The organism is Mycobacterium parascrofulaceum ATCC BAA-614, from assembly GCF_000164135.1.
Classification (GTDB): Bacteria; Actinomycetota; Actinomycetes; order Mycobacteriales; family Mycobacteriaceae; genus Mycobacterium; species Mycobacterium parascrofulaceum.
In genome coordinates this window covers 1727376-1749374 of the sequence record NZ_GG770553.1, presented here as the reverse complement: position 1 = coordinate 1749374, position 21999 = coordinate 1727376, and the positions used below count along the sequence as shown (strand labels likewise).

Sequence of the window (21999 nt, the reverse complement as noted above, 5' to 3'; positions counted from 1 at the left end):
TGCGCGGTCCGGTGCGCGGCGGCCCCGACGCCATGAACGTGGCGGTGGTGTCGCGCGCGACCTGGGCGGTGGCGCAGGTGCTGCGCGGCCGCGGCGGGGCCGGCGCGCTCGTGATCGTCGGGCGCGACTCGCGGCACGGATCCGCCGTGTTTGCCACTGTCACGGCCGAAGTGCTTGCGGCCCAAGGGTTTTCCGTGCTGCTGCTGCCGGGCCCGGTGCCGACGCCGGTGGTCGCGTTCGCCGTCCGCCACACCGGCGCGGCCGCCGGGATACAGATCACCGCGTCGCACAACCCGCCGGCCGACAACGGCTACAAGGTCTACGCCGACGGCGGCATCCAGATCGTCTCCCCCACCGACCGCGAGATCGAGGCCGCGATGGCCGCCGCTCCCCCGGCCGACGAAATCGCAAGGTCGCCCGTGGAACCCGCCGCGACCGATCTGCTCGAGCGCTACGTCGCGCGGGCGGCCGGGCTGCGGCGGGCCGCCGGTTCGGTACGGGTGGCGCTGACCCCGCTGCACGGCGTCGGCGGCGTCGTGGCCGTGGAGGCGCTGCAGCGCGCCGGCTTCGAGCGGGTGCACACCGTCGGCGCCCAGTTCGCGCCGGATCCCGACTTCCCCACCGTCGCCTTCCCCAATCCCGAGGAGCCCGGCGCCACCGACGCGCTGCTCGCCCTGGCCGCCGACGTCACGGCCGACGTCGCGGTCGCGCTGGATCCCGACGCCGACCGGTGCGCGGTCGGCATCCCGACCGATTCGGGATGGCGAATGCTGTCCGGCGACGAAACCGGTTGGCTGCTAGGCGATTACATCCTGTCGGGAATCGCCGATCCCAGCAAGGCGGTGGTGGCCAGCACCGTGGTCTCTTCGCGGATGCTGGCGGCGATCGCGCGCCGGCACGGAGCCACCCACGTCGAAACCCTGACCGGCTTCAAGTGGCTGGCGCGCGCCGACGCGCGGGTCCCCGACGGCACCCTGGTGTACGCCTACGAGGAGGCGATCGGGCACTGCGTCGACCCGGACGCGGTGCGCGACAAGGACGGCATCAGCGCGGCGGTGCTGGTGTGCGATCTGGTCGCCGCGCTCAAGGACCGGGGCCGTTCGGTCGGCGACGCGCTCGACGGGCTCGCGCAACAATACGGCGTGCACGACGTCGCGGCGGTGTCGCGCCGCGTCGCCGACTCCGCCGAGGCCGCCGAACTGATGCGCCGGCTGCGGGCGGCGCCACCGGAAACGCTGGCCGGTGTCGCCGTGAGCGTCACCGACATCACCGACGCGCTGATCCTCACCGGCGGCGACGACGACGCGTCGGTCCGGCTGGTGGTGCGGCCGTCGGGGACCGAACCGAAGCTGAAGTGCTACATCGAGGTTCGCTGCGCGGTGACCGGTGGCCTGGCCCGGGCGCGGCGGCGGGCGGGGGCGTTGCGTGACCGGCTGGTGGCCGAGGCGAGCGGCTGGTAGCCGGCTACCGGGGCCCGTATTGGCGGTCGCCCGCGTCGCCGAGGCCCGGCACGATATAGGCGTTGTCGTCGAGCCCGTCGTCGACGGCCACGGTGAACAGGCGCGCGGCGGGAGCCGTTTTCTCAAGCGCGGCAACGCCTTCCGGTGCAGCCACCGCGCACAGCACCGTAATATCGGTCGCGCCGCGCTCGAGCAGCAGGCCGACGGTGTGTTTCAGCGAGCCGCCCGTGGCCAGCATCGGGTCCAGCACCAGCACCGGCAGGCCGGTCAGCTCGTCGGGCAGCGACTCGAAATATCCGGTCGCCTGGTGGGTTTCCTCGTTGCGGGCCACCCCGGCGAATCCGACCCGCGCCCGCGGCAAGAGCGCCAGCGCCTGGTCGACCATGCCGAGCCCGGCCCGCAGCACCGGCACCAGCAGGGGCGGCTCGGCCAGCCGCACGCCCTGGGTCTCGGCCAGCGGCGTGCGGATCGGGAAGCTCTCTCGGGGGGCGTCCCGGGTGGCCTCGTAGACCAGCATCGCGGTCAGGTCGCGCAGCGCCGCGCGGAAACCCTCGTTGTCGGTGCGTTCGTCGCGCATCGTCGTGAGCCGGGCAGCCGCCAGCGGGTGATCGACAACGCGCACCTCCACGGTGTTCGACCCTATATAACGATCCGGCCGCATTTCGTTAACGCCCCGCCGAAACCGCCCGCGTCGGCGCGGCCCGCGCGCCTCGTGCGCCCGTATGCTCTCGTGGTGCTGGGCGCAATCACGGGTTCAACAGGGTTGACGGGCAGGGTGATTCGAGTCCTCGGGCTGCTCGGCGCGGTGGCCTTGGTGGGCCTGGTGGCCGGCCCTCTGAATCCGCGGATCGTCCTGGTGGCGGCGGCCATTCCGCAGCCCGCGCACATCGTGATCGTGGTGGAGGAGAACCGCTCCGAAAGCGGCATCATCGGCAACAGGTCGGCGCCCTTCATCACCGCGCTGGCCGCGGGCGGCGCCAACATGACCCAGTCGTTCGCCGAAACCCACCCGAGCGAACCGAACTACCTGGCGCTGTTCGCCGGCAACACGTTCGGCGTGACCACCGACCAGTGCCCGGTCAACGCCGGCGCCGCGCCCAACCTCGGGTCGGAGTTGCTCGCCGCGGGTTACACGTTCGCCGGTTTCGCCGAGGGCCTGCCCGCCGTCGGCTCACCGGTGTGCAGCGCCGGCAAGTACGCGCGCAAGCACGTGCCCTGGGCCAACTTCACCAACGTGCCCCCGGCGGACTCCCTGCCGTTCTCCGCCTTCCCGATGGGCAACTACGCCGGCCTGCCCACGGTGTCGTTCGTCATCCCCAACAACGACAACAACATGCACGACGGCTCGATCGCGCAGGCCGACACCTGGCTGAACCGGCAACTGTCGGGCTACGCCAATTGGGCGGTGGCCAACAACAGCCTGCTGATCGTGACGTTCGACGAGGACGACGGCGGAAGGCGCAACCAGATCCCGACGGTCTTCTACGGCGCGCACGTGATCCCGGGCAACTACGCCGAACAGATCAACCACTACAACGTGCTCTCCACGCTCGAGCAGATGTACGGGCTGCCCAAAACCGGTTACGCGGCGAGCGCGGCGCCGATCACCGATATCTGGGGCTAGCCGCGCCGGGCGCCCCCGCCCGCCGTCGCTATTGTGTGCCGCATGGCTGCTGACCTCGTGCCCATCCGCCTGAGCCTGTCCGATGGCGACCGCTACACCGTGTGGGCGCCCCGCTGGCGCGACGCCGGCGACGAGTGGGAGGCGTTCCTGGGCAAGGACGAGGACCTGTTCGTCTTCGACTCCCTCGCCGACCTGGTCGCGTTCGTGCGCTCCGATACCGACAACGACCTGGTCGACCACCCGGCGTGGAAGGACCTGACCTCGGCGCACGCGCACACGTTCGAACCGGCCGAGGACAGGCAGTTCGATCTGGTCGCGGTCGAGGAACTGGTGTCGGAGAAGCCGACCGAGGAGTCGGTGACCGCGCTGGCCCGCACGCTGGCGCTCGTCTCGTCCCTCGGGTCGGTGTGCGAGCTCACGGCGGTGTCGAAGTTCTTCAACGGCAACCCCACCCTGGGCACCGTCTCGGGCGGCATCGACCACTTCACCGGCAAGGCCGGCCTCAAGCGCTGGAACGCGATCGGCGAGATCATCGGGCGCGGCTGGGACGACGTGCTCGGCGCGATCGACGGCATCGTCACCACCCCGGAGGTGGACGCCAAGCTGTCGGCCAAGGCCGCCGACGAGCTGGCCGAGGAGCGCGAGGACGAGGACACCGGCGACGCCGAGGACGCCGACGACACGGAGGACACCGAAAATGCCGAGGAACCGGACGCGGAGGCCGAGGCGGAGTCCGACGAACCCGTGGCGGCCGAGGACGACGAGGAGCCCCGCGCCGCGGGCGACACCGTCATCCTGGGCAGCGACGAGGATTTCTGGGTGCAGGTGGGCATCGACCCGATCCGGATCATGACGAGTTCGGGCACCTTCTACACGCTGCGGTGCTACCTGGACGACCGCCCGATCTTCCTGGGCCGCAACGGGCGGATCAGCGTGTTCGGCTCCGAGCGGGCGCTGGCCCGCTACCTCGCCGACGAGCACGACCACGACCTGGCCGACCTGAGCACCTACGACGACATCCGCACCGCCGCCACGGACGGCTCGCTGGAGGTCGAGGTCACCGAGGACAACGTCTACGTGCTCAGCGGCCTGGCCGACGACATCGCCGACGGGCCGGACGCGGTGGACCGCGAACAGCTGGACCTCGCCGTCGAGCTGCTCCGCGACATCGGCGACTACTCGGAGGAGGGCACGGTCGACAAGGCTCTCGAGCCGGGCCGGCCGCTGGGCAAGCTGGTGGCCTACGTGCTCGAGCCCGGCTCGGTCGGCAAGCCGTCGGCCCCGTACGCGCAGGCGGTACGGGAATGGGAGAACCTGGAACAGTTCGTCGACGGGCGGCTCCGGCGGGAGTAGGGCCCGCACAGCCCCGCGTTTGACGGGCCCCGGAGTCTCCTCTTTACTGGCGGGTGTCGCTTCCCGGGATCGGCCCGCTACCGCTGTACGGCTTCCAACGCCCGGGCATGCTCTTGTTCGGTTTGTTGCCGCTGGCCCTGCTCGCGGTCTACATCCTGGTCCAGGGCCGCCGCCGGCGCCGGCTGCGCCGGTTCACCGAGTCCAGCGTGCCGCAGTCGCCGATCCGGCACCTCCCGATCGCCGTCTCGCTGCTGAGCCTGGTGCTGCTGACCATCGCGCTGGCCACCCCCACCCACGACATGCGCATCCCGCGCAACCGCGCGGTGGTCGTGCTGGTCATCGACATGTCGCAGTCGATGCGGGCGACCGATGTCCCGCCCAACCGGCTCAAGGCCGCCGAGGAGGCGGCCAGCCAGTTCGCCGCCCAGCTGACGCCGGGCATCAACCTCGGCCTGGTCGGGTTCGCGGGCACGCCGTACCTGCTGGTGCCGCCGACCCCGCAGCACCAGGCGACCATCGACGCGCTCAAGAAGCTGGACTTCGCCGACAGCACGGCCACCGGTGAGGCCATTTTCACCGCCCTGCACGCGGTCAGCGCGACGGCCATCACGGGGGGCGACACCCCGCCCCCGGCCCGCATCGTGCTGCTCTCCGACGGCAGGGAGAACAAGCCGTCCAACCCCAGCGATCCGCACGATGGTGTCTACACCGCGGCGCGGCTGGCCCGCGACGAGGGCGTGCCGATCTCGACGATCTCGTTCGGCACCAAGACCGGCGAGATCGAGATGGACGGCCAGCGGGTCGCCGTCCCGGTGTCGACCGACCAGATGAAGACGATCGCCAAGCTCTCGGGCGGGCAGTCCTACACCGCCGGCAACCTCGCCGAGCTCAACAAGAGCTACAACGCCATCGAGAAGGACATCGGCTACCGCACGGTGCCGGGGCCGGGCAGTGCCGGGTGGTTGCGGCTGGGCGTCCTCACCGCGTTGATCGCGACGGCGCTGGCGCTGGTGATCAACCGGCGGCTGCCGGTCTGATCGTCAGGCGGGCAGCCGGCGGTTCAGGAACAGGCCGGCCAGGACGGCGCCGGCCATGGCGACCGTGCCCAGCAGCATCCAGGCCAGGCTGGCATCGCCCTTGACGGTTTCGTAGCCGATCTGGCGCTGCAGGGTCGAGTAGACGTTCTTCAGCGACTCCAGGCTGTCGGCGTGGAACGCCTGGCCGTCGGTGATCTCGCAGATCTTCTGCAGCGTCTGGTCGTCGACGGGCACCGGGATGGTGGCGCCCTCGTACTCGACGGTGCCGTATGGCGTCCCGAACGAGATCGTCGAGATCTGCACGCCCTCGGCCTTGGCGGCCCGGGCGGCGGTGAATGCCCCCTGCGGGGCGTTGGGGTCCAGCGGCACGTTCTCGGCGCCGTCGGACTCGAGCACGATGCGCGCCGGCGGCGGGCCGTCGCCGCCGCCCATCACCGAGCCGACCGTGGCGATCGCCTGCAGCGCGGTGAACAGGCCCTCGCCGGTCGCGGTCTTGGGGGCCGGCTTCAGGCTGTCGATCGCCGCCTTGACGGCGGCCCGGTTGGTGGTCGGCGAGACCAGCAGCGAGGCGTTGGCCGCGAACTCCACCAGCCCCAGGTTGATGGCCGGCGTCAGCTCGTCGGCGAACTGCTTCCCGGCCTCCTTGGCGGCGGTGAGCCGGTCGGGCGGGACGTCGGTGGCGGCCATGGACTCCGACACGTCGATGACCAGCATGACGACCGCACGGTTCAGCGGGATGCGGACGTCGGAGGTCGGCCCGGCCATCGCCGTGGTGAGCAGCACCAGCGACGTGGCCAGTAGGATCGTCGGCACGTGCCGCCACCGGCTGGGGTGCGCCGGCGCGACCCGCTCCAGCACCTCCATGTTGGCGAACCGCAGCACCCGACGGCGGCGGGCGAACTGCAGCACGACGTAGATGCCCAGGATCAGCAGAACGGCCAGCAGGAACAGGAAGAACCAGGCGTTCTGGAAGCCGGTGACCGACACGGGACCCAGCAGGGGCAACTTCATGTGCAGCCACACTATGCGCCGGACGTGGGCCGTGCACGGCCCGCCGGGTCAGCCGGCGACGAGGTCGCGGCGCTGCGTGAACTTGATGTCGAGGCTGCGCAGGTGGGTCTGCAGCCCGGCGTCCTGGATCGGGATCAGGTGGGCGGGCTCGTCGGTCTCGTTGTAGTGGGCGTGCCACATGCCCGGCGGGGTGGTGAAGGCGCAACCGGCCCGCCAGTCCACCCGGATGGGGTCGACGATGTCGCCGCGCTCGTCGAGGCGGGTGCCCAGCAGGGTGTAGCAGCCGCTGGCCGGCGCGTCCAGGATCAGGTCCAGGGCCACCGACTGGTGCCGGTGCGGGCGCTGCACCTGGTTCGGGGGCAGCACCCCGAACATGGCCCACAGCACGTGGGTGATGGTCAGCGTCTGCTCCTGGTTGGCGTTGGCCAGCAGCACGCTGACCCGGCTCTTCTCGTTGGCGCCCGGGCGCGACGCGATCTCCTCCAGCTTGGCCACCGCGTCCGTGCGCCGGAACTTGGTCGCGCGAAACCTCGGCCGCGTGGCCTCGGCGCCCAGGTAGCGCATCAGCGGCTCGTCGTGCACCCAGTACATGGCCGTGTCGGCGGCGGCGTAGAAGACCGAGTGGGTGCCCGCGGGCAGCGTCAGGAAGTCGCCCTTCTCCCATCCCACCAGCTGGCCGTTGACCGCCGCGAAGCCGCGGCCGTAGAGCACGTAGTACAGCTGCGAGGTGGCGTTGGCGCTGGTGTCGACCTGTTCGCCCGGACGGATCCGCAGGAAGTTGGCCAGCAGCGCCGGGCTGGTCGCCGCCCCGGTCTCGACGCCCAGCTCCTTGGACAGGTCCAGCGGGATCACCCCGGTCGGCGCGTCGGTGTAGACATCCGCGTCGAACCGGGTAATCGGCATCGGCGGGACGAGGCCGGAGCCGATGGGGTTGGCGGCCTTGGAGTACTCGAAGTACTCGGCGTCCTGCGCCCAGTCCTGGAACCGGCCCTCGAACCCGTACTCGGCGACGTTGACCGCCGGCGCGGGGATCGTCGGGTCCAGGTTCGGGGTCACGGCTGGTTCGGTCACGGGCATTTCGCGTCTCCTTCGCACGGCTCGGGGGCCTCTCGGCGTCTGATGTCTAGTTAGTATCTATCTTGTATCTCAGTTGTGGCTTTGTCAATGATTTTGGTGGTGTACCGTCACCACACTGCTGGGATACGACACTGCTGGGATACGACTGAGCTACCGGAAGGCTGCCGTGGCATCGAGGGACCCGCGGCCGGGCACGGCCAAGGACCGCGCGCTGGACTACGTCAAGACGCGGGTCCTCACCGGCGCGTTCCCGGGCGGGGAACTGATCAGCGAGGGCGACGTCGCCGCGGCGCTCGGCATGTCGCGCACACCGGTGCGCGAGGCGTTCTTGCGATTGGAGGCCGAGGGGCTGCTGCGGCTGTACCCGCAGCGCGGCGCCCTCGTGGTCCCCGTCTCGCCCGACGAGGTCCGGTCGGTGATGGAGGCGCGGCTGGTCCTCGAGCAGTTCGCCGCCACCAAGGTGGTGGGCCGCGGACCGACCGCGTGCGCCGGGGTTTTCCAGCGGCTGCAGGGCGAGCTGCGACGGCAGCGTGCCGCCGTCGGCCGCGGCGATTGGCCCGAGTTCCTCGACGCCGACCGCGCCTTCCACGCCGTCACGCTCGCCGAATCGGGGAACGCGATCCTGTCGGATTTCTATGCGTCACTGCGGGATCGGCAGATGCGGATGATCGGCGAGTCGGCGCTGCGCGAGCCCGAGCGGGTGACGAGGATCCTCGACGAGCACCGCGAGATCGCCGATGCGCTGCGGGACGGCGACGGCCAGCGGGCGCTGCGCGCGGTGCAAACGCACCTGGCCGGCACGGTGCGGGCGATCGGACTCGCCGCAGACCTGATCTGACTCCCGCGCGAATTGTGTTAGAGATCCGTCGTTTCGGGGAAATCCCTGTCGCAGATGGCGCCCACAGTGGGAGCCGTTACGACAGGAGCTGAAATGGTCGGATCCATCATCCTCGCCATCATCGTGGGCGCCATCATCGGCGTGGTCGCCCGCCTGGTGATGCCGGGCAAACAGAACGTCGGCATGATCATGACGGTCGTCATCGGCGCCGTGGGCGCGTTGATCGGCTCGGCGGTCGCCAGCCAATTCGGATACCACAACGCCAACGGCGGGATCGCCTGGGTGCCGTTCTTCATCGGAGTCGGCGCCGCGATCGTCCTCATCGCGCTCTACGAGGCGCTGACCGGTCGTCGCACCCGCACCCGCCTCCCCCGCTGACCCCAAAGCTGCGCCGCTCGCCCGGTTTTCGGGCGAGCGGCGTCAGCCCGCGATCAGCACGGCGTAGCGCGGCTTGATCACGTCGTCGATGATCGCCAACCGCTCGTCGAACGGGAGGAACGCCGACTTCATCGCGTTGATGGTGAACCGCTCGAGGTCGCTCCAGCCGTATCCGAAAGCCTCGACCAGCCGGCACATTTCCAGGCTCATCGTGGTATCGCTCATCAGCCGGTTGTCGGTGTTGACGGTCACCCGGAACCGGGTGCGGGCCAGCAGGTCGAACGGATGGTCCGCGATGCTCTTCACCGCGCCGGTCTGAACGTTGGAGCTGGGGCACAACTCCAACGGAATTCTCTTGTCCCGCAGGATGGATGCCAGCCGGCCCAGTCTGACTTCGCCGTTGCCCAGCACATCGATGTCGTCGACGATGCGCACCCCGTGACCCAGCCGATCGGCGCCACAGAACGCGATCGCCTCGTGGATCGACGGCAGCCCGAAGGCCTCACCGGCGTGAATGGTGAAGCGCGCGTTGTGGTCCCGCATGTACTCGAAGGCGTCCAGGTGCCGCGTCGGCGGGTTGCCCGCCTCGGCGCCGGCGATGTCGAAACCGACAACCCCCTTGTCCCGGAACCGGATTGCCAGCTCGGCGATCTCGCGGGACACCGCGGCGTGCCGCATGGCGGTGACCAGCAGACGCACCACGATCGGCCGGCCCGCGGCGGCGCACGCCTTCTCGCCGTCGGCCAACCCGGCCAGCACGGCGTCGACGATCGCGTCGAAGGACAGCCCGCGGTCGATGTGCAACTCGGGCGCGAACCGGATCTCGGCGTAGACGACCGAATCGGCGGCCAGGTCTTCCACGCACTCGTAGGCGACGCGATGCAGCGCGTCGGGGGTCTGCATCACCGCCACGGTGTGCGAGAAGGGCTCCAGGTAGCGCTCCAGCGAGCCGCTGTGCGACCGGGTGCGAAACCAGGTGGCCAGCTCGTCGACATCGGTGGTGGGCAGCCCGTCGTAGCCCGTCTGGCCGGCGATGTCCACGACGGTCGACGGGCGCAACCCCCCGTCGAGGTGGTCGTGCAGCAGCGCCTTGGGCGCCTTCTTGATCTGCTCGAGGCCCAGGGGAGTCATCACGTGACGATCCGATCGATGATCAGCGGCCGCGCGGCCGGTGGTGCGTCGCCGACGCGGTAGCCGCCGTCCAGTTCGGCCAGCGCGGCGCCGAACCGCTCCGGGGTGTCGGTGTAGAGGGTGAACAGCGGCTCCCCCGCCGCGACGGCCTCGCCGGGGCGGCGGTGGATCCGGATACCGGCGCCGGCCTGCACTCGTTCGCCCGGACGGGACCTGCCCGCACCGAGCCGCCAAGCCGCCTGCCCCACTGCCATCGCGTCGATATCGCCCATTGTGCCGCCCCGGGAAGCGGTCACGGTCTCGGAGTGCGCTCCGATCGGCAACGGAACCGACAAATCGCCGCCCTGAGCGGCGACGAGACGCCGAAACCGGTCCATCGCGGTGCCGTCGCGCAGGGTCTCGGCCGGGTCCCGGCCGTCGGCGCCGGCCAGCTCGAGCATCTCGCCGGCCAGCCGCACCGTCAGCTCGACGACGTCGGGCGGCCCGCCGCCGGCCAGCACGTCCAGCGACTCGGCGACCTCGAGGGAGTTGCCGACGGTCGACCCCAGCGGCGCGTTCATGTCGGTCAGCAGCGCGCGGGTGGGCACGCCGTGGGCCGCGCCCAGCCCGACCATGGTGTGGGCCAGTTCGCGGCACCGCTCCGCGGTGCTCAGCAGCGCGCCCGAGCCGACCTTCACGTCGAGCACCAGCGCCCCGGTCCCCTCGGCCAGCTTCTTGCTCATCACCGAGCTGGCGATCAGCGGCAGCGACTCGACGGTGGCGGTGACGTCGCGCAACGCGTACAGCTTGGCGTCGGCCGGGGCCAGCTCGCCGGCGGCGAAGATGGCCGCGCCGACGTCGCGGAGCTGCTCCCGCACCCGCCGGTTGGACAGCGCCGCGGTGAACCCGGCGATGGACTCGAGCTTGTCCAGGGTGCCGCCGGTGTGGCCGAGCCCCCGCCCCGACGCCTGGGGCACCGCGGCGCCGCAGGCGGCGACGACGGCCACCAGCGGCAGGGTGAGCTTGTCCCCCACCCCGCCCGTCGAGTGCTTGTCCACGGTCGGCAACGGCAGGTCGCGAAAGTCGAGCCGGTCACCGGACGCCAGCATCGCCGCGGTCCAGCTGGCGGTCTCGCCGTCGTCCATGCCGCGCAGGAAGATCGCCATCAGCAGCGCCGACATCTGTTCCTCGGCGACCCGGCCGTGGGTGTAGGCGTCGATCACCCACGCGATGGCGGCGTCGGACAGCCGGCCGCCGTCGCGCTTGGTCCGGATCACCGTCGGCGCGTCGAAGGCCGCGTGGAATTCACAGCCGGTCAACGGGGTTCCCGTGGCAGGTCGGCCCAGAAGGCGTCGGGCAGCAGCTCGCCGAGGCGCCGCGGCCCGGCCGGGTGGTCGATCAGCAGCTCGGGGCCGCCGTGCTCGAGCAGCAGCTGGCGGCATCGCCCGCACGGCATCAGCGGGGCCCCCTGCCCGTCGACGCAGGTCAGCGCGATCAGCCGGCCGCCGCCGCTGGTGTGCAGGGCACACACCACGCCGCATTCGGCACAGAGACCTAGGCCATATGAGATGTTCTCCACATTGCAGCCGGTGACCACCCGCCCGTCGTCGACCAGCGCGGCCGCCCCCACCGGGAACCGCGAGTACGGCGCGTAGGCACCCGAGGCGGCGCCGATTGCCTTGTGGCGCAGCGTGTTCCAATCGACATCAGGCATACCCAACCCCGTTCGCCTTTGGGCCCGTGAGACTGTCACCCTAACCCCGGCATGGCGTTTCGCCTGGCGGCCCGCTCGGCGCGGGCCGTCCCCCGGGCGGGTTAGGCTGAATTGCCCTCCGATGTCAGAAGGCGGTGAGGACTGGGTGACCACGCAGGCGACAACCGCGGATCCGGCAACGACGGCTGCGCCAGCGCGCAAGCGGCGACCGCCCCGGACCCTGTATCGGGGCGACCCGGGCATGTGGTCGTGGGTGTTGCACCGCATCAGCGGCGCGACGATCTTCTTCTTCCTGTTCGTCCACGTGCTGGACGCCGCGATGCTGCGGGTGAGCCCGCAGACCTACAACGCGGTAATCCACGACTACCAGACCCCGGTGGTCGGCCTGATGGAGTATGGGCTGGTGGCCGCGGTGCTCTTCCACGGACTCAACGGCATCCGGGTCATCCTCATCGACTTCTGGTCCGAGGGCACCCGCTACCAGAAGCTGATGTTCTGGATCGTCGGCGTCGTCTTCTTGCTGCTCATGGTTCCGGCCGGCGTGGTGACCGGCATCCACATCATGGAGCACTTCTGATGAGCTCCCCCGACCTGCAGCTCGGCCGGGGCCAGGTGGCCCCGGTGCGCCAGCGCAGCCACGACCGGCCGGCCAGCCTGGACAACCCGCGTTCGCCGCGGCGCCGGGCCGGCATCCCCAACTTCGAGAAGTTCGCCTGGCTGTTCATGCGGTTCTCCGGCGTCGCGCTCATCGTCCTGGCCGTCGGGCACCTGTTCATCATGCTGATGTGGGACGACGGCGTGTACCGGATCGACTTCAACTACGTGGCGCAGCGCTGGGCCTCGCCGTTCTGGCAGTTCTGGGACCTCGCGCTGTTGTGGCTGGCGCAGCTGCACGGCGGTAACGGCCTGCGCACCATCATCGACGACTACAGCCGCAAGGACAGCACCCGGTTCTGGCTGAACAGCCTGCTGCTGCTGTCGATGGGATTCACGTTGGTGCTGGGCACCTACGTGCTGGTGACATTCGACCCGAACATCGGGGGGTGACCGGGTGATCCAGCAACACCGATACGACGTGGTGATCGTCGGCGCCGGCGGGGCCGGCATGCGGGCGGCCGTGGAAGCCGGCCCGCGCGTGCGCACGGCGGTGCTGACCAAGCTCTACCCCACCCGCAGCCACACCGGCGCCGCCCAGGGCGGGATGTGCGCGGCGCTGGCCAACGTCGAGGACGACAACTGGGAATGGCACACCTTCGACACCGTCAAGGGCGGCGACTACCTCGCCGACCAGGACGCGGTGGAGATCATGTGCAAAGAAGCCATCGACGCGGTGCTGGACCTGGAGAAGATGGGGATGCCGTTCAACCGCACCCCCGAGGGCCGGATCGACCAGCGCCGGTTCGGCGGGCACACCCGCGAACACGGCAAGGCGCCGGTGCGCCGGGCCTGTTATGCCGCCGACCGCACCGGCCACATGATCCTGCAGACCCTTTACCAGAACTGCGTCAAGCACGACGTGCAATTCTTCAACGAGTTCTACGCGCTGGACCTGGTTTTGACGGAGACCCCGCGCGGCCCGGTGGCCACCGGCGTGGTGGCCTACGAGCTGGCCACCGGTGAGATCCACGTCTTCCATGCCAAGGCCGTGGTGCTGGCGACCGGCGGCTCGGGCCGGATGTACAAGACCACCTCCAACGCACACACCCTGACCGGCGACGGCATCGGCATCGTGTTCCGCAAGGGACTGCCGTTGGAGGACATGGAATTCCACCAGTTCCACCCCACCGGCCTGGCCGGGCTGGGCATCCTGATCTCCGAGGCCGTGCGCGGTGAGGGCGGGCGGCTGCTCAACGGCGAGGGCGAGCGGTTCATGGAGCGCTACGCGCCGACCATCGTCGACCTGGCGCCCCGCGACATCGTGGCCCGCTCAATGGTTTTGGAGGTGCTGGAGGGCCGCGGAGCCGGCCCGCACAAGGACTACGTCTACATCGACGTGCGCCACCTGGGCGAGGACGTGCTCGAGGCCAAGCTGCCCGACATCACCGAGTTCGCCCGCACCTACCTGGGCGTCGACCCGGTGCACGAGCTGGTCCCGGTGTACCCGACGTGCCACTACGTGATGGGCGGCATCCCCACCACCGTCACCGGACAGGTGTTGCGGGACAACACCTCCACGGTGCCGGGCCTGTATGCGGCGGGCGAGTGCGCGTGCGTGTCGGTGCACGGCGCCAACCGGCTGGGCACCAACTCGCTGCTGGACATCAACGTCTTCGGCCGCCGCGCCGGCATCGCCGCCGCGGACTTCGCCGACGTGCACGACTTCGTCGACATGCCGCCGGACCCGGCGGCGATGGTCGTCGGCTGGGTGGGCGACATCCTCTCCGAGCACGGCAACGAGCGGGTGGCCGACATCCGCAACGCGCTGCAGCAGTCGATGGACAACAACGCCGCGGTGTTCCGCACGGAGGAGACGCTGAAGCAAGCCTTGACGGACATCCACGCGCTGAAGGAGCGGTATTCCCGAATCACCGTGCACGACAAGGGAAAGCGTTTCAACAGCGACCTGCTGGAGGCCATCGAGCTGGGCTTCCTGCTGGAGCTGGCCGAGGTGACCGTGGTCGGCGCGCTGAACCGCAAGGAGTCCCGCGGCGGGCACGCCCGCGAGGACTACCCGAACCGCGACGACGTCAACTACATGCGCCACACGATGGCATACAAGCAGGGCACCGACCTGCTCAGCGACATCGCGCTGGACTTCAAGCCCGTCGTGCAGACCCGCTACGAACCGAAGGAACGGAAGTACTGATGACTGCAGGCGAGGCCGTCGAACCCGCAGCGGCACCCCGCGTGGAGCCGCCGGCCCCCGCAAGCGGGAGGGACACCCAGCCGCCCGTCCCCGAGGGCGCGGTGCTGGTGACCCTCAAGATCGCCCGGTTCAACCCCGACCAGCCCGACGCAATCGCGGAAACCGGTGGCTGGCAAAGTTTTCGGGTGCCCTGCCTGCCCAGCGACCGGCTGCTCAACCTGTTGATCTACATCAAGAGCTACCTGGACGGCACGCTGACCTTCCGGCGCTCCTGCGCCCACGGGGTGTGCGGCTCGGACGCCATGCGGATCAACGGCGTGAACCGGCTGGCCTGCAAGGTGCTGATGCGCGACCTGCTGCCAAAGAAGGCGGGCAAGCAACTCACCATCACGGTGGAACCGATCCGTGGGCTGCCGGTCGAGAAGGACCTGGTGGTCAACATGGAGCCGTTCTTCGACGCCTACCGCGCGGTCAAGCCGTACCTGGTCACCACCGGCAATCCGCCCACGCGCGAACGCATCCAGAGCCCCACCGACCGCGCCCGCTACGACGACACCACCAAGTGCATCCTGTGCGCGGCCTGCACCACCAGCTGCCCGGTGTTCTGGCACGAGGGCAGCTACTACGGCCCGGCGGCTATCGTCAACGCGCACCGCTTCATCTTCGACAGCCGCGACGAGGCCGCCGCCGAGCGCCTCGACATCCTCAACGAGGTGGACGGCGTGTGGCGGTGCCGCACCACGTTCAACTGCACCGAAGCCTGCCCGCGCGGCATCCAGGTCACCAAGGCGATCCAAGAGGTCAAGCGCGCGCTGATGTTCACCCGCTGAGCCGCTGCGGGCCTCGCCGCCTCACGCCCACCCCTCGCCACCGAGCGTCACGCCAGCGTGGCGCGAGGCGCCGAGCGTCACGCCAGCGTGACGCTGGCGGGCAGTTGTGGCGATGGCGGCGGTTGTGGAAGATCTCTGGGGCGTCGACGATCGCGCTGGCCAACTCGATCCCGGCGTTCCATCGTCCACGGTTGACTAGCTCGGTTTGCATTCTGCCCCAAGAGGACTCGATCATCGCGTTGACGGAACCCCAGCCGGAAGCTTCAGCACCCGGTTGTTGCCCGTGTCGACCACGTAGACATTCCCGGCGCTGTCGACGCTGATGCCCTGCGGATTGTTGATTCCCTTGAACGGCATCGCTTCTGACGTGTTGGAGGCGGCGGCAAACTCCGTGACGCGATTGTCGTGAACGTCGGTCACATAGACGTTTCCGCTGGTGTCGACGGCCACATTGTCCGGGTGTCCGACCAGGAAGGGCAGCACGGTCGGAACCGTCCCCCTCAGCGGCAGTCTCAGCACCCGCTCATTTTCGCGATCGATGACGAAGAAGTCGCCGGCGCCACCCACCGTCACGGCCGAAGGACACGACAGGCCGCTGAACGGCAGTTCCTTCTGCTGGGTCGAACGCCCGCGCAGCGCCACCACCCGGTTGCGCGCGCAGTCGGTGACAACGACGACACGGTCGTGGCCGGAGTCGCCGAAATCGACCGCCACACCCGTGGGATCGCCGAGATCGGTGAACGGCAGCACGGTCGGGTCGGTCGATCCCGCCGCCAGCTCCAGCACCCGGTGCTGCGCGGGCTCGGTGACGTCGAGGTCGCCCGCGTCGTCGACCGCGATATCGAGGGGCCGGTCCAGCCCGGCTATCGGTATCACGGTCTGGCTGGTCGAACCCGCGGCCAGTCTCAGCACCCGGTTGTTGCCCGTGTCGGTGACGTAGACGTCGCCTTTCGAATCGACCGCGACGCGCTGGGGGTTGTCGAGACCGGTGAACGGCAGCACGACCTGGCCCTTGGGTTTCGCCGAATGGAACGGAGACCCTCTGGTGACTCGCAATAACGCGACACCACCGACTACGGCGACGACCACCACCGTGGCGAGGGTCAGAACTCCGGCGCGGCCAAGTCTTTGGCGCGGGGTGCGCGGGGGGGACGGGTTCTCGGGCCGGCCGCCTTTCGCCGAGAGTGCGGCGTCGTTGGCGGAGGGCGACGGCGCAGCGTGAGCGACGAAGTCGTCGGCGAGGGCCGCGCGGGCGGCCACCGCCAGTTCGTGTGCCGATTGGTAGCGGTCGTCGGGTTCCTTCGCCATCCCCCGCGCGATCACCGCGTCGAACCCGACGGGTATCGCGGGATCGAAGCCGCTGGGTTTGGGCGGAGCGTCGTTGCGGTGCGCGGCGGTCAACCCCTCCACGCCGCCACCGCTGAACGGCACGCGCCCGGTGAGGCATTCGTACAGCACACAGGCAAGCGAGTACACATCGGCACGGGCGTCGACGACTTTGCCACCACCGAAGCGTTCCGGGGCCATGTACGCCGGACTTCCCGGGGCGACGTTCGTGAGCGTCAGGCGAGTGGCATCGGCCTCGTGAACCAGTCCGAAATCAATCAGATATACAAAGCCTTCGCCGACCATCAACAGGTTCGACGGCTTCACATCGCGGTGCACCAGCCCCGACTTGTGCGCCGCATCCAGCGCCGCGGCAACCTGTTCGACCACCCGCACTGCCTGCTGCGGACTCATCGCTCCATCGGTTTTGAGGACCTTGTTCAGATCGACGCCGTCGACGATCGGCATCACCAGATACAGGCGCCCGTCGTACTCACCGATCTCGTAGACAGGGATGATGTTCGGGCTGGCCAGCCGGGCAGCAGCGTAGGCCTCGCGGCGAAATCTCTCCTGATAGCCCGGCTCGGCAGCCAGTTCCGGCTGGAGCAATTTGATCGCCACATCCCGTCCCAGCGCAGTGTCGTGAGCCCGATAAACCGCGCCCATATTGCCCTGACCGAGCTTTTCGAAGAGCCGATAGCGACCGAACTCCACTGCCTTCGTCGGCGCCGCTCCCGAAGCGGCAGGGCTCTCGGCGGTGAGCGCGTTATGCGTGGCGGCGGCCAACTCGCGGGCGGTCTGATAACGGTCGTCGGGGTCTTTGGCCATGCCGCGCGCGATCACGTTGTCGAAGCCCGGCGGGATCGCCGGGTCGATGTCGGTAGGTTTGGGCGGGCCAAGGTCTCCTACGACGGCGGTCTGACCGGTCAGGCATTCGTAAAGTACTGCGGTCAGGGCGTAGATGTCGGTGCGGGCGTCGGCGGTATCGGTGGCGGTCGGCGTCGCGCCGAAATCGATCAGGTACACAAAAGGGCCGCCCACCAACAAGTTCGAGGTATTGACGTCGCCGTGAACCAGACCGGCGACGTGTGCGGCTTCCAGCGCCGAGGCCGCCTGCACGATCACCCGCACCGCCACCGCCGGGTTCGTCGGGCCCTCGCGGCGTAGCAGGTCTTGCACGGTGCTGCCGTCGGGGACGGCGGGCATCACCAGATAGTGCCGGCCGTCGATCTCGCCGGCCTCATAGATCGGGATGAGATTCGGGTCGCTCAGTTGTGCTGCGGCGGAGACCTCACGCAGGAACCGCTCCCGGCGACCGGGCTCGGCGGCCAACTCCGGCGGGAGCACCTTGATGGCCACCCCGCGGCCCATCATCGTGTCGTAGGCTCTGTATACGATGCCGGTGCCGCCAGATCGGAGCACCTCGAACAGCCGATAGCGCCCGAAGACTTCGCCCCCCACCTCGTCCACCGCAGGCCTCCTTTGAGCACACGAAGTGGTGGCTGGATGCTATCAACCTGTCCGGCTCAGGTGGCCCGTTCGCCGAAAGCCCGTCACACTTTCGCCGCCCGTCCCGTCTGACGGGTATGACACAGAAAACCCGCATCGAGCCCCTGTCCCCCCGGCGCGCCGGGCTGCTGACCCGCGCCATGTACCGGATCGCCAAGCGTCGCTACGGCCAGGTTCCCGAACCCTTCACCGTGACCGCTCACCATCGCAAGCTGATGGTGGCCGGCGCGGTGCACGAGACGATGATCGACCGGGCCTCCAAGGCGCTGCCGGCCAGCGTGCGTGAGCTCGCGGTGCTGTGGACCGCCCGCAGCATCGGCTGTTCGTGGTGCGTGGACTTCGGCTCCATGCTGCAGCGCCTCGACGGCCTCGACGTCGAGCGCCTCAAGGACATCGACCGCTACGCGACGTCGCCGCTTTTCACCGACGACGAGCGGGCCGCCATCCGCTACGCCGACGCGATGACGACCGATCCGCACACGGTCACCGACGAGCAGGTCGCCGATTTGCGGGCCCGCTTCGGCGACGCGGGCGTGGTCGAGCTGACCTATCAGATCGGCGTGGAGAACATGCGGGCCCGGATGAACACGGCGCTGGGCATCACCGAGCAGGGCTTCAACTCCGGGGACGCCTGCCGCGTGCCGTGGGCTAGCGAGGCCGCAGCGGCGAGCCGGTGAACTTGTCCGGGTTGGCGATATCCCATAGCGCGCAGACCTTTCCGTCGCGTACGGTGATCGCGAGGATCCGCGGCAGCATCTGCCAATGCCCTTCGTCGCCGGGGCTGCCCGCCGTGTAGGCGCCCAGTTCGCCGTTGACCAGCCCCAGCTGGTTGGCCGTGAAGAAGGCCGGCCCGTAACGGCGGGCCAGGCCGAACATGAAGCGGGCCACCTTGTCCGCCCCCTGGATGATCTGAACGGCCGTGGGCGCCTTGCCGTTCGAATCGCCGGTGAAGGTGACGTCGGGGTGCAGCAGCGACACCACGGTGTCCAGGTCACCGGCGGCCATTGCGGCCATCAGCCGGCCGACCACCTCGTCGTGCGACGGGTCGGGCGCGGGCGGCGGCTCGGCCGCGACGGCCTTGCGCGCCCGCGACGCCAGTTGCCGCGCGCCCGCCTCGCTGGTGCCCAGCACGTCGGCCACCTCCGCGAAGGGCACCGCGAACCCGTCGTGCAGGACGAAGGCGACCCGCTGGTCGGGCGACAGGCGCTCCAGCACCACCATCGCCGCGAACCGGGCGTCCTCGCGGGCGACCACCGCGGACAGCGGATCGGAGCCGTCGAGGCCGGTCACCACCGGTTCCGGAAGCCAGTTGCCGGTGTAGGTCTCGCGGCGGTGCGCCGCCGAGCGCAACTTGTCCAGGCCGAGGCGGCTCACCACGGTGGTCAGCCAGGCCCGCAGGTCGGTGATCTGGGCGTCCTGCCCCTCCCAGCGCAGCCAGGCCTCCTGCACGAGGTCCTCGGCGTCGGCGACGCTGCCCGTCAGCCGGTAGGCGACCGCCATCAGATGCGGCCGCAGCGACTGGAATTCGCTGACCTGCTGCGCTGCGGTCATAGCGTGAGCCTAGCCAGTCACAGCGCGGCGGTCAGGAAGAGCGCCGCGATGGCAGGGCGCGGGCGGCCTGCCGCAACAGGCCGGGCAGGGAATCCGCCAAGTCCCGCCGGCCCGAGGCGACGGCCCTCAGCGCGCGGTACGACGCCCAACACTGTTGCGGTGAAGGGATTTTCGGCAGCCATGCCAGTTCCCAGTGGATGCCGTTGATCGGATCGTCGAAGAAGACCGCGTAGTAGCCGGGCCAGTACTGGGGGTATGCCTTGGGCTCGTCGGTGACCGGTATGGCGCGCGGGATCAGGAACCGGCGATGGAAGCGGTCGACCTCCCGCCGGCCGCGGGCCCACAGCGCGATGTGGTTGATGCCGACGGCCTGCTCGGAGTGCGCCAGTTTCTCGCCCGTACGGGCCGGCTGAATGCCGATGTAACTGTGCGGCGCGAAGGCACGCGTCAGGTAATACGTGGAGCGGTACTCGATGTCGAGCGTGGAAAAGCTCGTGTACCCCAGCCACCCGAACATCGCGTCGTAGAAGGCGACGGATCTTTCGTATTCGAGGACCGCGAATTCGACGTGATGAACACCGCGCCAGCGCATCGTTACCCCCTCGGGATGGGCTACTACCGATCGTAGTAAATCTGTAGCGGAATCGGAACGCCGTTCGCGTCCGAGCCGCGAGCGCGCTTTGGCGTTACGCTCGCGGCACGATGACTGGGAACCTGTGGCTGCACTTCGCCCGGCACGGCGCCGGCATCACACCGCCGGTCATCGTCCGCGGCGACGGCGTCACCATTTTCGACGATCGCGGCAAGAGCTACCTCGACGCGCTGTCCGGGCTGTTCACCGTGCAGGTCGGCCACGGCCGCACCGAACTCGCCGACGTCGCCGCCCGCCAGGCGAGCACGCTGGCGTACTTCCCGCTGTGGGGGTATGCCCACCCGACCGCGGTCGAGCTCGCCGAGCGCCTCGCGGGCTACGCCCCGGGCGACCTGAACCGGGTCTTCTTCACCACCGGCGGCACCGAGGCCGTCGAGACCGCCTGGAAACTGGCCAAGCAGTACTTCAAGCTGACCGGCAAACCCGGTAAGCACAAGGTGATTTCGCGATCGATCGCCTACCACGGCACCACCCAGGGCGCCCTGGCGATCACCGGCCTCCCGTCGTACAAGGCGCCGTTCGAACCGGTGACCCCGGGCGGATTCCGGGTGCCCAACACCAACTTCTACCGCGCGCCCGACCCGTTCGGTGACGACCCCAAGGCGTTCGGCCAGTGGGCCGCCGACCGGATCGCCGAGGCGATCGAGTTCGAGGGCCCCGACACCGTCGCCGCGGTGTTTCTGGAGCCGGTCCAGAACGCGGGCGGCGCGATCCCCCCTCCCCCGGGCTATTTCGAACGGGTGCGCCGGATCTGCGACGAGTACGACGTGCTGCTGGTCTCCGACGAGGTGATCTGCGCGTTCGGCCGCATCGGGTCGATGTTCGCCTGCTCATCGGACCTCGGCGACTTCGGCTACGTCCCCGACATGATCACCTGCGCCAAGGGCCTCACGTCGGGGTACTCGCCGCTGGGCGCGATGATCGCCAGCGAGCGGTTGTTCGAGCCGTTCAACGACGGAACCACCGTCTTTCCGCACGGCTATACGTTTGGCGGGCACCCGGTTTCGACTGCCGTGGGGCTGGCCAACCTCGACATCTTCGAGCGCGAGGGCCTCAACGACCGCGTCCGGCAGCACGCGCCGGCCTTCCGCGCCACCCTGGAGAAGTTGTCCGACCTGCCCATCGTCGGCGACGTCCGCGGCGAGGGCTACTTCTACGGCATCGAGTTGGTCAAGGACAAGGCGACCAAGGAAACCTTCAGCGGTGACGAATGCGAGCGGCTGCTGCACGGCTACGTGTCTCCGGCGCTCTTCGAGGCGGGCCTGTATTGCCGCGCCGACGACCGCGGTGACCCGGTGGTCCAGGTGGCGCCGCCGCTGATCAGCGGTCAGGCCGAGTTCGACACCATCGAGCGCGTTTTGCGGGACGTGCTCGGGGAGGCGTCCAACAAGCTTTAGGCGCGCTTCACCGCGTCGGCCGCGATCAAGACCTCCCGGGAATGCGCGGCCGTCGGGTTGTTGGCCATCCGCGACACCGCGTTGCATAGCCAGGTGAGCGCCTCCCGCCGGCCGGCGTCGGACGCGGCGTCACGATGCTCGCGCAGTTCGGTCAGCACGCCCTCGAGGCCGGAGCGCCGCACCTGCGTCGCCTTCTCGACCTCCTTGAGCAGCTGGTGCAGCGACCGCGGGGCGTCGCGACGCCGCCACCGGGACCAGAAGCGAGCGGTGTGAATGGCAGACCCTTTGGTGTTCGGCGGGAGAGATGCGTCGCTGTCAGGCTGACG

Annotated in this window: 22 protein-coding genes; 12 read left to right on the top strand and 10 right to left on the bottom strand. The window is 69.5% G+C overall.

What is annotated here, in order from left to right:
• A partial coding sequence (locus tag HMPREF0591_RS08225) for a phospho-sugar mutase (protein WP_007168014.1) occupies positions 1-1460 on the top strand: 1460 nt, incomplete at its 5' end.
• Between the two features lie 4 nt (positions 1461-1464).
• Here HMPREF0591_RS08225 and upp read toward each other — a convergent pair.
• Positions 1465-2088, bottom strand: coding sequence for a uracil phosphoribosyltransferase (upp, locus tag HMPREF0591_RS08220; protein WP_040621414.1), 624 nt, complete (start codon positions 2086-2088; stop codon positions 1465-1467).
• 105 nt (positions 2089-2193) lie between these two features.
• On the opposite strand from upp, the gene HMPREF0591_RS08215 reads away from it, so the two are divergent.
• From HMPREF0591_RS08215 to HMPREF0591_RS08205, 3 genes are read left to right on the top strand one after another with little or no spacing between them, the layout of a single operon-like run.
• Positions 2194-3084: an alkaline phosphatase family protein gene (locus HMPREF0591_RS08215; protein ID WP_482804402.1), complete on the top strand. Its 891-nt coding sequence runs from the start codon at positions 2194-2196 to the stop codon at positions 3082-3084.
• Between the two features lie 42 nt (positions 3085-3126).
• Positions 3127-4437, top strand: coding sequence for a protein export chaperone SatS (gene satS, locus HMPREF0591_RS08210; protein ID WP_007168011.1), 1311 nt, complete (start codon positions 3127-3129; stop codon positions 4435-4437).
• Positions 4438-4490: 53 nt separating this feature from the next.
• Entirely contained in the window at positions 4491-5474 is a 984-nt protein-coding gene (locus tag HMPREF0591_RS08205; protein WP_007168010.1) for a VWA domain-containing protein, read from the top strand.
• A gap of 3 nt (positions 5475-5477) precedes the next feature.
• Here HMPREF0591_RS08205 and HMPREF0591_RS08200 read toward each other — a convergent pair whose 3' ends face one another.
• A complete protein-coding gene (locus HMPREF0591_RS08200; RefSeq protein ID WP_007168009.1) occupies positions 5478-6485 on the bottom strand; it encodes a VWA domain-containing protein in 1008 nt (335 codons plus the stop codon).
• 48 nt (positions 6486-6533) lie between these two features.
• Positions 6534-7562: a hypothetical protein gene (locus HMPREF0591_RS08195; protein WP_007168008.1), complete on the bottom strand. Its 1029-nt coding sequence runs from the start codon at positions 7560-7562 to the stop codon at positions 6534-6536.
• Positions 7563-7728: 166 nt separating this feature from the next.
• Here HMPREF0591_RS08195 and HMPREF0591_RS08190 point away from each other — a divergent pair, with 166 nt between their 5' ends.
• The gene (locus HMPREF0591_RS08190; RefSeq protein ID WP_007168007.1) at positions 7729-8400 is read left to right on the top strand and encodes a GntR family transcriptional regulator; all 672 of its coding nucleotides are present in this window, start codon (positions 7729-7731) and stop codon (positions 8398-8400) included.
• Between the two features lie 93 nt (positions 8401-8493).
• Complete coding sequence (locus HMPREF0591_RS08185) at positions 8494-8778, top strand: GlsB/YeaQ/YmgE family stress response membrane protein (RefSeq protein ID WP_007168006.1); 285 nt, start codon at positions 8494-8496, stop codon at positions 8776-8778.
• A 42-nt stretch (positions 8779-8820) separates the two neighbouring features.
• Here HMPREF0591_RS08185 and HMPREF0591_RS08180 read toward each other — a convergent pair whose 3' ends face one another.
• Genes HMPREF0591_RS08180 through HMPREF0591_RS08170 form a run of 3 tightly spaced genes read right to left on the bottom strand, consistent with a single transcriptional unit; the run spans position 8821 to position 11602 of the window.
• The gene (locus HMPREF0591_RS08180) at positions 8821-9909 is read right to left on the bottom strand and encodes an adenosine deaminase (RefSeq protein WP_007168005.1); all 1089 of its coding nucleotides are present in this window, start codon (positions 9907-9909) and stop codon (positions 8821-8823) included.
• Positions 9909-11207, bottom strand: a complete 1299-nt coding sequence (locus tag HMPREF0591_RS08175) for a thymidine phosphorylase (RefSeq protein WP_007168004.1) — start codon at positions 11205-11207, stop codon at positions 9909-9911. Before HMPREF0591_RS08175 ends, HMPREF0591_RS08180 begins: the two co-directional genes overlap by 1 nt.
• A complete protein-coding gene (locus HMPREF0591_RS08170; RefSeq protein WP_040621410.1) occupies positions 11204-11602 on the bottom strand; it encodes a cytidine deaminase in 399 nt (132 codons plus the stop codon). Before HMPREF0591_RS08170 ends, HMPREF0591_RS08175 begins: the two co-directional genes overlap by 4 nt.
• Positions 11603-11843: 241 nt before the next feature.
• Between HMPREF0591_RS08170 and sdhC the strand changes: the two genes are divergently transcribed.
• From sdhC to HMPREF0591_RS08150, 4 genes are read left to right on the top strand one after another with little or no spacing between them, the layout of a single operon-like run.
• Positions 11844-12179, top strand: coding sequence for a succinate dehydrogenase, cytochrome b556 subunit (gene sdhC / locus HMPREF0591_RS08165; protein ID WP_040621407.1), 336 nt, complete (start codon positions 11844-11846; stop codon positions 12177-12179).
• Entirely contained in the window at positions 12179-12649 is a 471-nt protein-coding gene (locus tag HMPREF0591_RS08160) for a succinate dehydrogenase hydrophobic membrane anchor subunit (RefSeq protein ID WP_007168001.1), read from the top strand. The genes sdhC and HMPREF0591_RS08160 overlap by 1 nt, the downstream gene beginning before the upstream one ends.
• Positions 12650-12653: 4 nt before the next feature.
• Entirely contained in the window at positions 12654-14408 is a 1755-nt protein-coding gene (gene sdhA, locus HMPREF0591_RS08155; RefSeq protein WP_007168000.1) for a succinate dehydrogenase flavoprotein subunit, read from the top strand.
• Entirely contained in the window at positions 14408-15238 is an 831-nt protein-coding gene (locus HMPREF0591_RS08150; protein ID WP_007167999.1) for a succinate dehydrogenase iron-sulfur subunit, read from the top strand. The genes sdhA and HMPREF0591_RS08150 overlap by 1 nt, the downstream gene beginning before the upstream one ends.
• A 231-nt stretch (positions 15239-15469) precedes the next feature.
• Here the strand turns inward: HMPREF0591_RS08150 and HMPREF0591_RS08145 are convergent, their stop codons facing one another.
• Positions 15470-17935 (bottom strand): serine/threonine-protein kinase PknD, encoded by a 2466-nt coding sequence (locus HMPREF0591_RS08145; protein ID WP_244268858.1) that lies wholly within the window; start codon positions 17933-17935, stop codon positions 15470-15472.
• Between the two features lie 215 nt (positions 17936-18150).
• On the opposite strand from HMPREF0591_RS08145, the gene HMPREF0591_RS08135 reads away from it, so the two are divergent.
• A complete protein-coding gene (locus HMPREF0591_RS08135) occupies positions 18151-18750 on the top strand; it encodes a carboxymuconolactone decarboxylase family protein (protein ID WP_007167997.1) in 600 nt (199 codons plus the stop codon).
• Here the strand turns inward: HMPREF0591_RS08135 and HMPREF0591_RS08130 are convergent.
• Both HMPREF0591_RS08130 and HMPREF0591_RS08125 read right to left on the bottom strand, forming a co-directional pair.
• Positions 18722-19624, bottom strand: a complete 903-nt coding sequence (locus HMPREF0591_RS08130) for a sigma-70 family RNA polymerase sigma factor (RefSeq protein ID WP_007167996.1) — start codon at positions 19622-19624, stop codon at positions 18722-18724. The two genes, HMPREF0591_RS08135 and HMPREF0591_RS08130, sit on opposite strands and share 29 nt — an antisense overlap.
• A 31-nt stretch (positions 19625-19655) precedes the next feature.
• Complete coding sequence (locus HMPREF0591_RS08125; protein WP_007167995.1) at positions 19656-20216, bottom strand: VOC family protein; 561 nt, start codon at positions 20214-20216, stop codon at positions 19656-19658.
• A gap of 110 nt (positions 20217-20326) precedes the next feature.
• Between HMPREF0591_RS08125 and HMPREF0591_RS08120 the strand changes: the two genes are divergently transcribed.
• Positions 20327-21673: an aspartate aminotransferase family protein gene (locus HMPREF0591_RS08120; RefSeq protein ID WP_007167994.1), complete on the top strand. Its 1347-nt coding sequence runs from the start codon at positions 20327-20329 to the stop codon at positions 21671-21673.
• On the opposite strand, the gene HMPREF0591_RS08115 is transcribed toward HMPREF0591_RS08120, so the two are convergent.
• A complete protein-coding gene (locus HMPREF0591_RS08115; RefSeq protein ID WP_040622089.1) occupies positions 21670-21894 on the bottom strand; it encodes a hypothetical protein in 225 nt (74 codons plus the stop codon). The genes HMPREF0591_RS08120 and HMPREF0591_RS08115 overlap by 4 nt on opposite strands.
• Between the last annotated feature and the right edge of the window lie 105 nt (positions 21895-21999).

Excerpts from the sequence above, each read along its gene's own strand:
- satS (WP_007168011.1), top strand. The coding sequence starts at position 3,127 with ATGGCTGCTGACCTCGTGCCCATCCGCCTGAGCCTGTCCGATGGCGAC.
- HMPREF0591_RS08200 (WP_007168009.1), bottom strand. The coding sequence starts at position 6,485 with ATGAAGTTGCCCCTGCTGGGTCCCGTGTCGGTCACCGGCTTCCAGAAC.
- HMPREF0591_RS08195 (WP_007168008.1), bottom strand. The coding sequence starts at position 7,562 with ATGCCCGTGACCGAACCAGCCGTGACCCCGAACCTGGACCCGACGATC.
- HMPREF0591_RS08185 (WP_007168006.1), top strand. The coding sequence starts at position 8,494 with ATGGTCGGATCCATCATCCTCGCCATCATCGTGGGCGCCATCATCGGC.
- HMPREF0591_RS08180 (WP_007168005.1), bottom strand. The coding sequence starts at position 9,909 with ATGACTCCCCTGGGCCTCGAGCAGATCAAGAAGGCGCCCAAGGCGCTG.
- HMPREF0591_RS08170 (WP_040621410.1), bottom strand. The coding sequence starts at position 11,602 with ATGCCTGATGTCGATTGGAACACGCTGCGCCACAAGGCAATCGGCGCC.
- sdhC (WP_040621407.1), top strand. The coding sequence starts at position 11,844 with ATGTGGTCGTGGGTGTTGCACCGCATCAGCGGCGCGACGATCTTCTTC.
- HMPREF0591_RS08160 (WP_007168001.1), top strand. The coding sequence starts at position 12,179 with ATGAGCTCCCCCGACCTGCAGCTCGGCCGGGGCCAGGTGGCCCCGGTG.
- HMPREF0591_RS08150 (WP_007167999.1), top strand. The coding sequence starts at position 14,408 with ATGACTGCAGGCGAGGCCGTCGAACCCGCAGCGGCACCCCGCGTGGAG.
- HMPREF0591_RS08145 (WP_244268858.1), bottom strand. The coding sequence starts at position 17,935 with ATGGGCCGCGGGGTGGCCATCAAGGTGCTCCCGCCGGAGTTGGCCGCC.
- HMPREF0591_RS08135 (WP_007167997.1), top strand. The coding sequence starts at position 18,151 with ATGACACAGAAAACCCGCATCGAGCCCCTGTCCCCCCGGCGCGCCGGG.
- HMPREF0591_RS08130 (WP_007167996.1), bottom strand. The coding sequence starts at position 19,624 with ATGACCGCAGCGCAGCAGGTCAGCGAATTCCAGTCGCTGCGGCCGCAT.
- HMPREF0591_RS08125 (WP_007167995.1), bottom strand. The coding sequence starts at position 20,216 with ATGCGCTGGCGCGGTGTTCATCACGTCGAATTCGCGGTCCTCGAATAC.
- HMPREF0591_RS08120 (WP_007167994.1), top strand. The coding sequence starts at position 20,327 with ATGACTGGGAACCTGTGGCTGCACTTCGCCCGGCACGGCGCCGGCATC.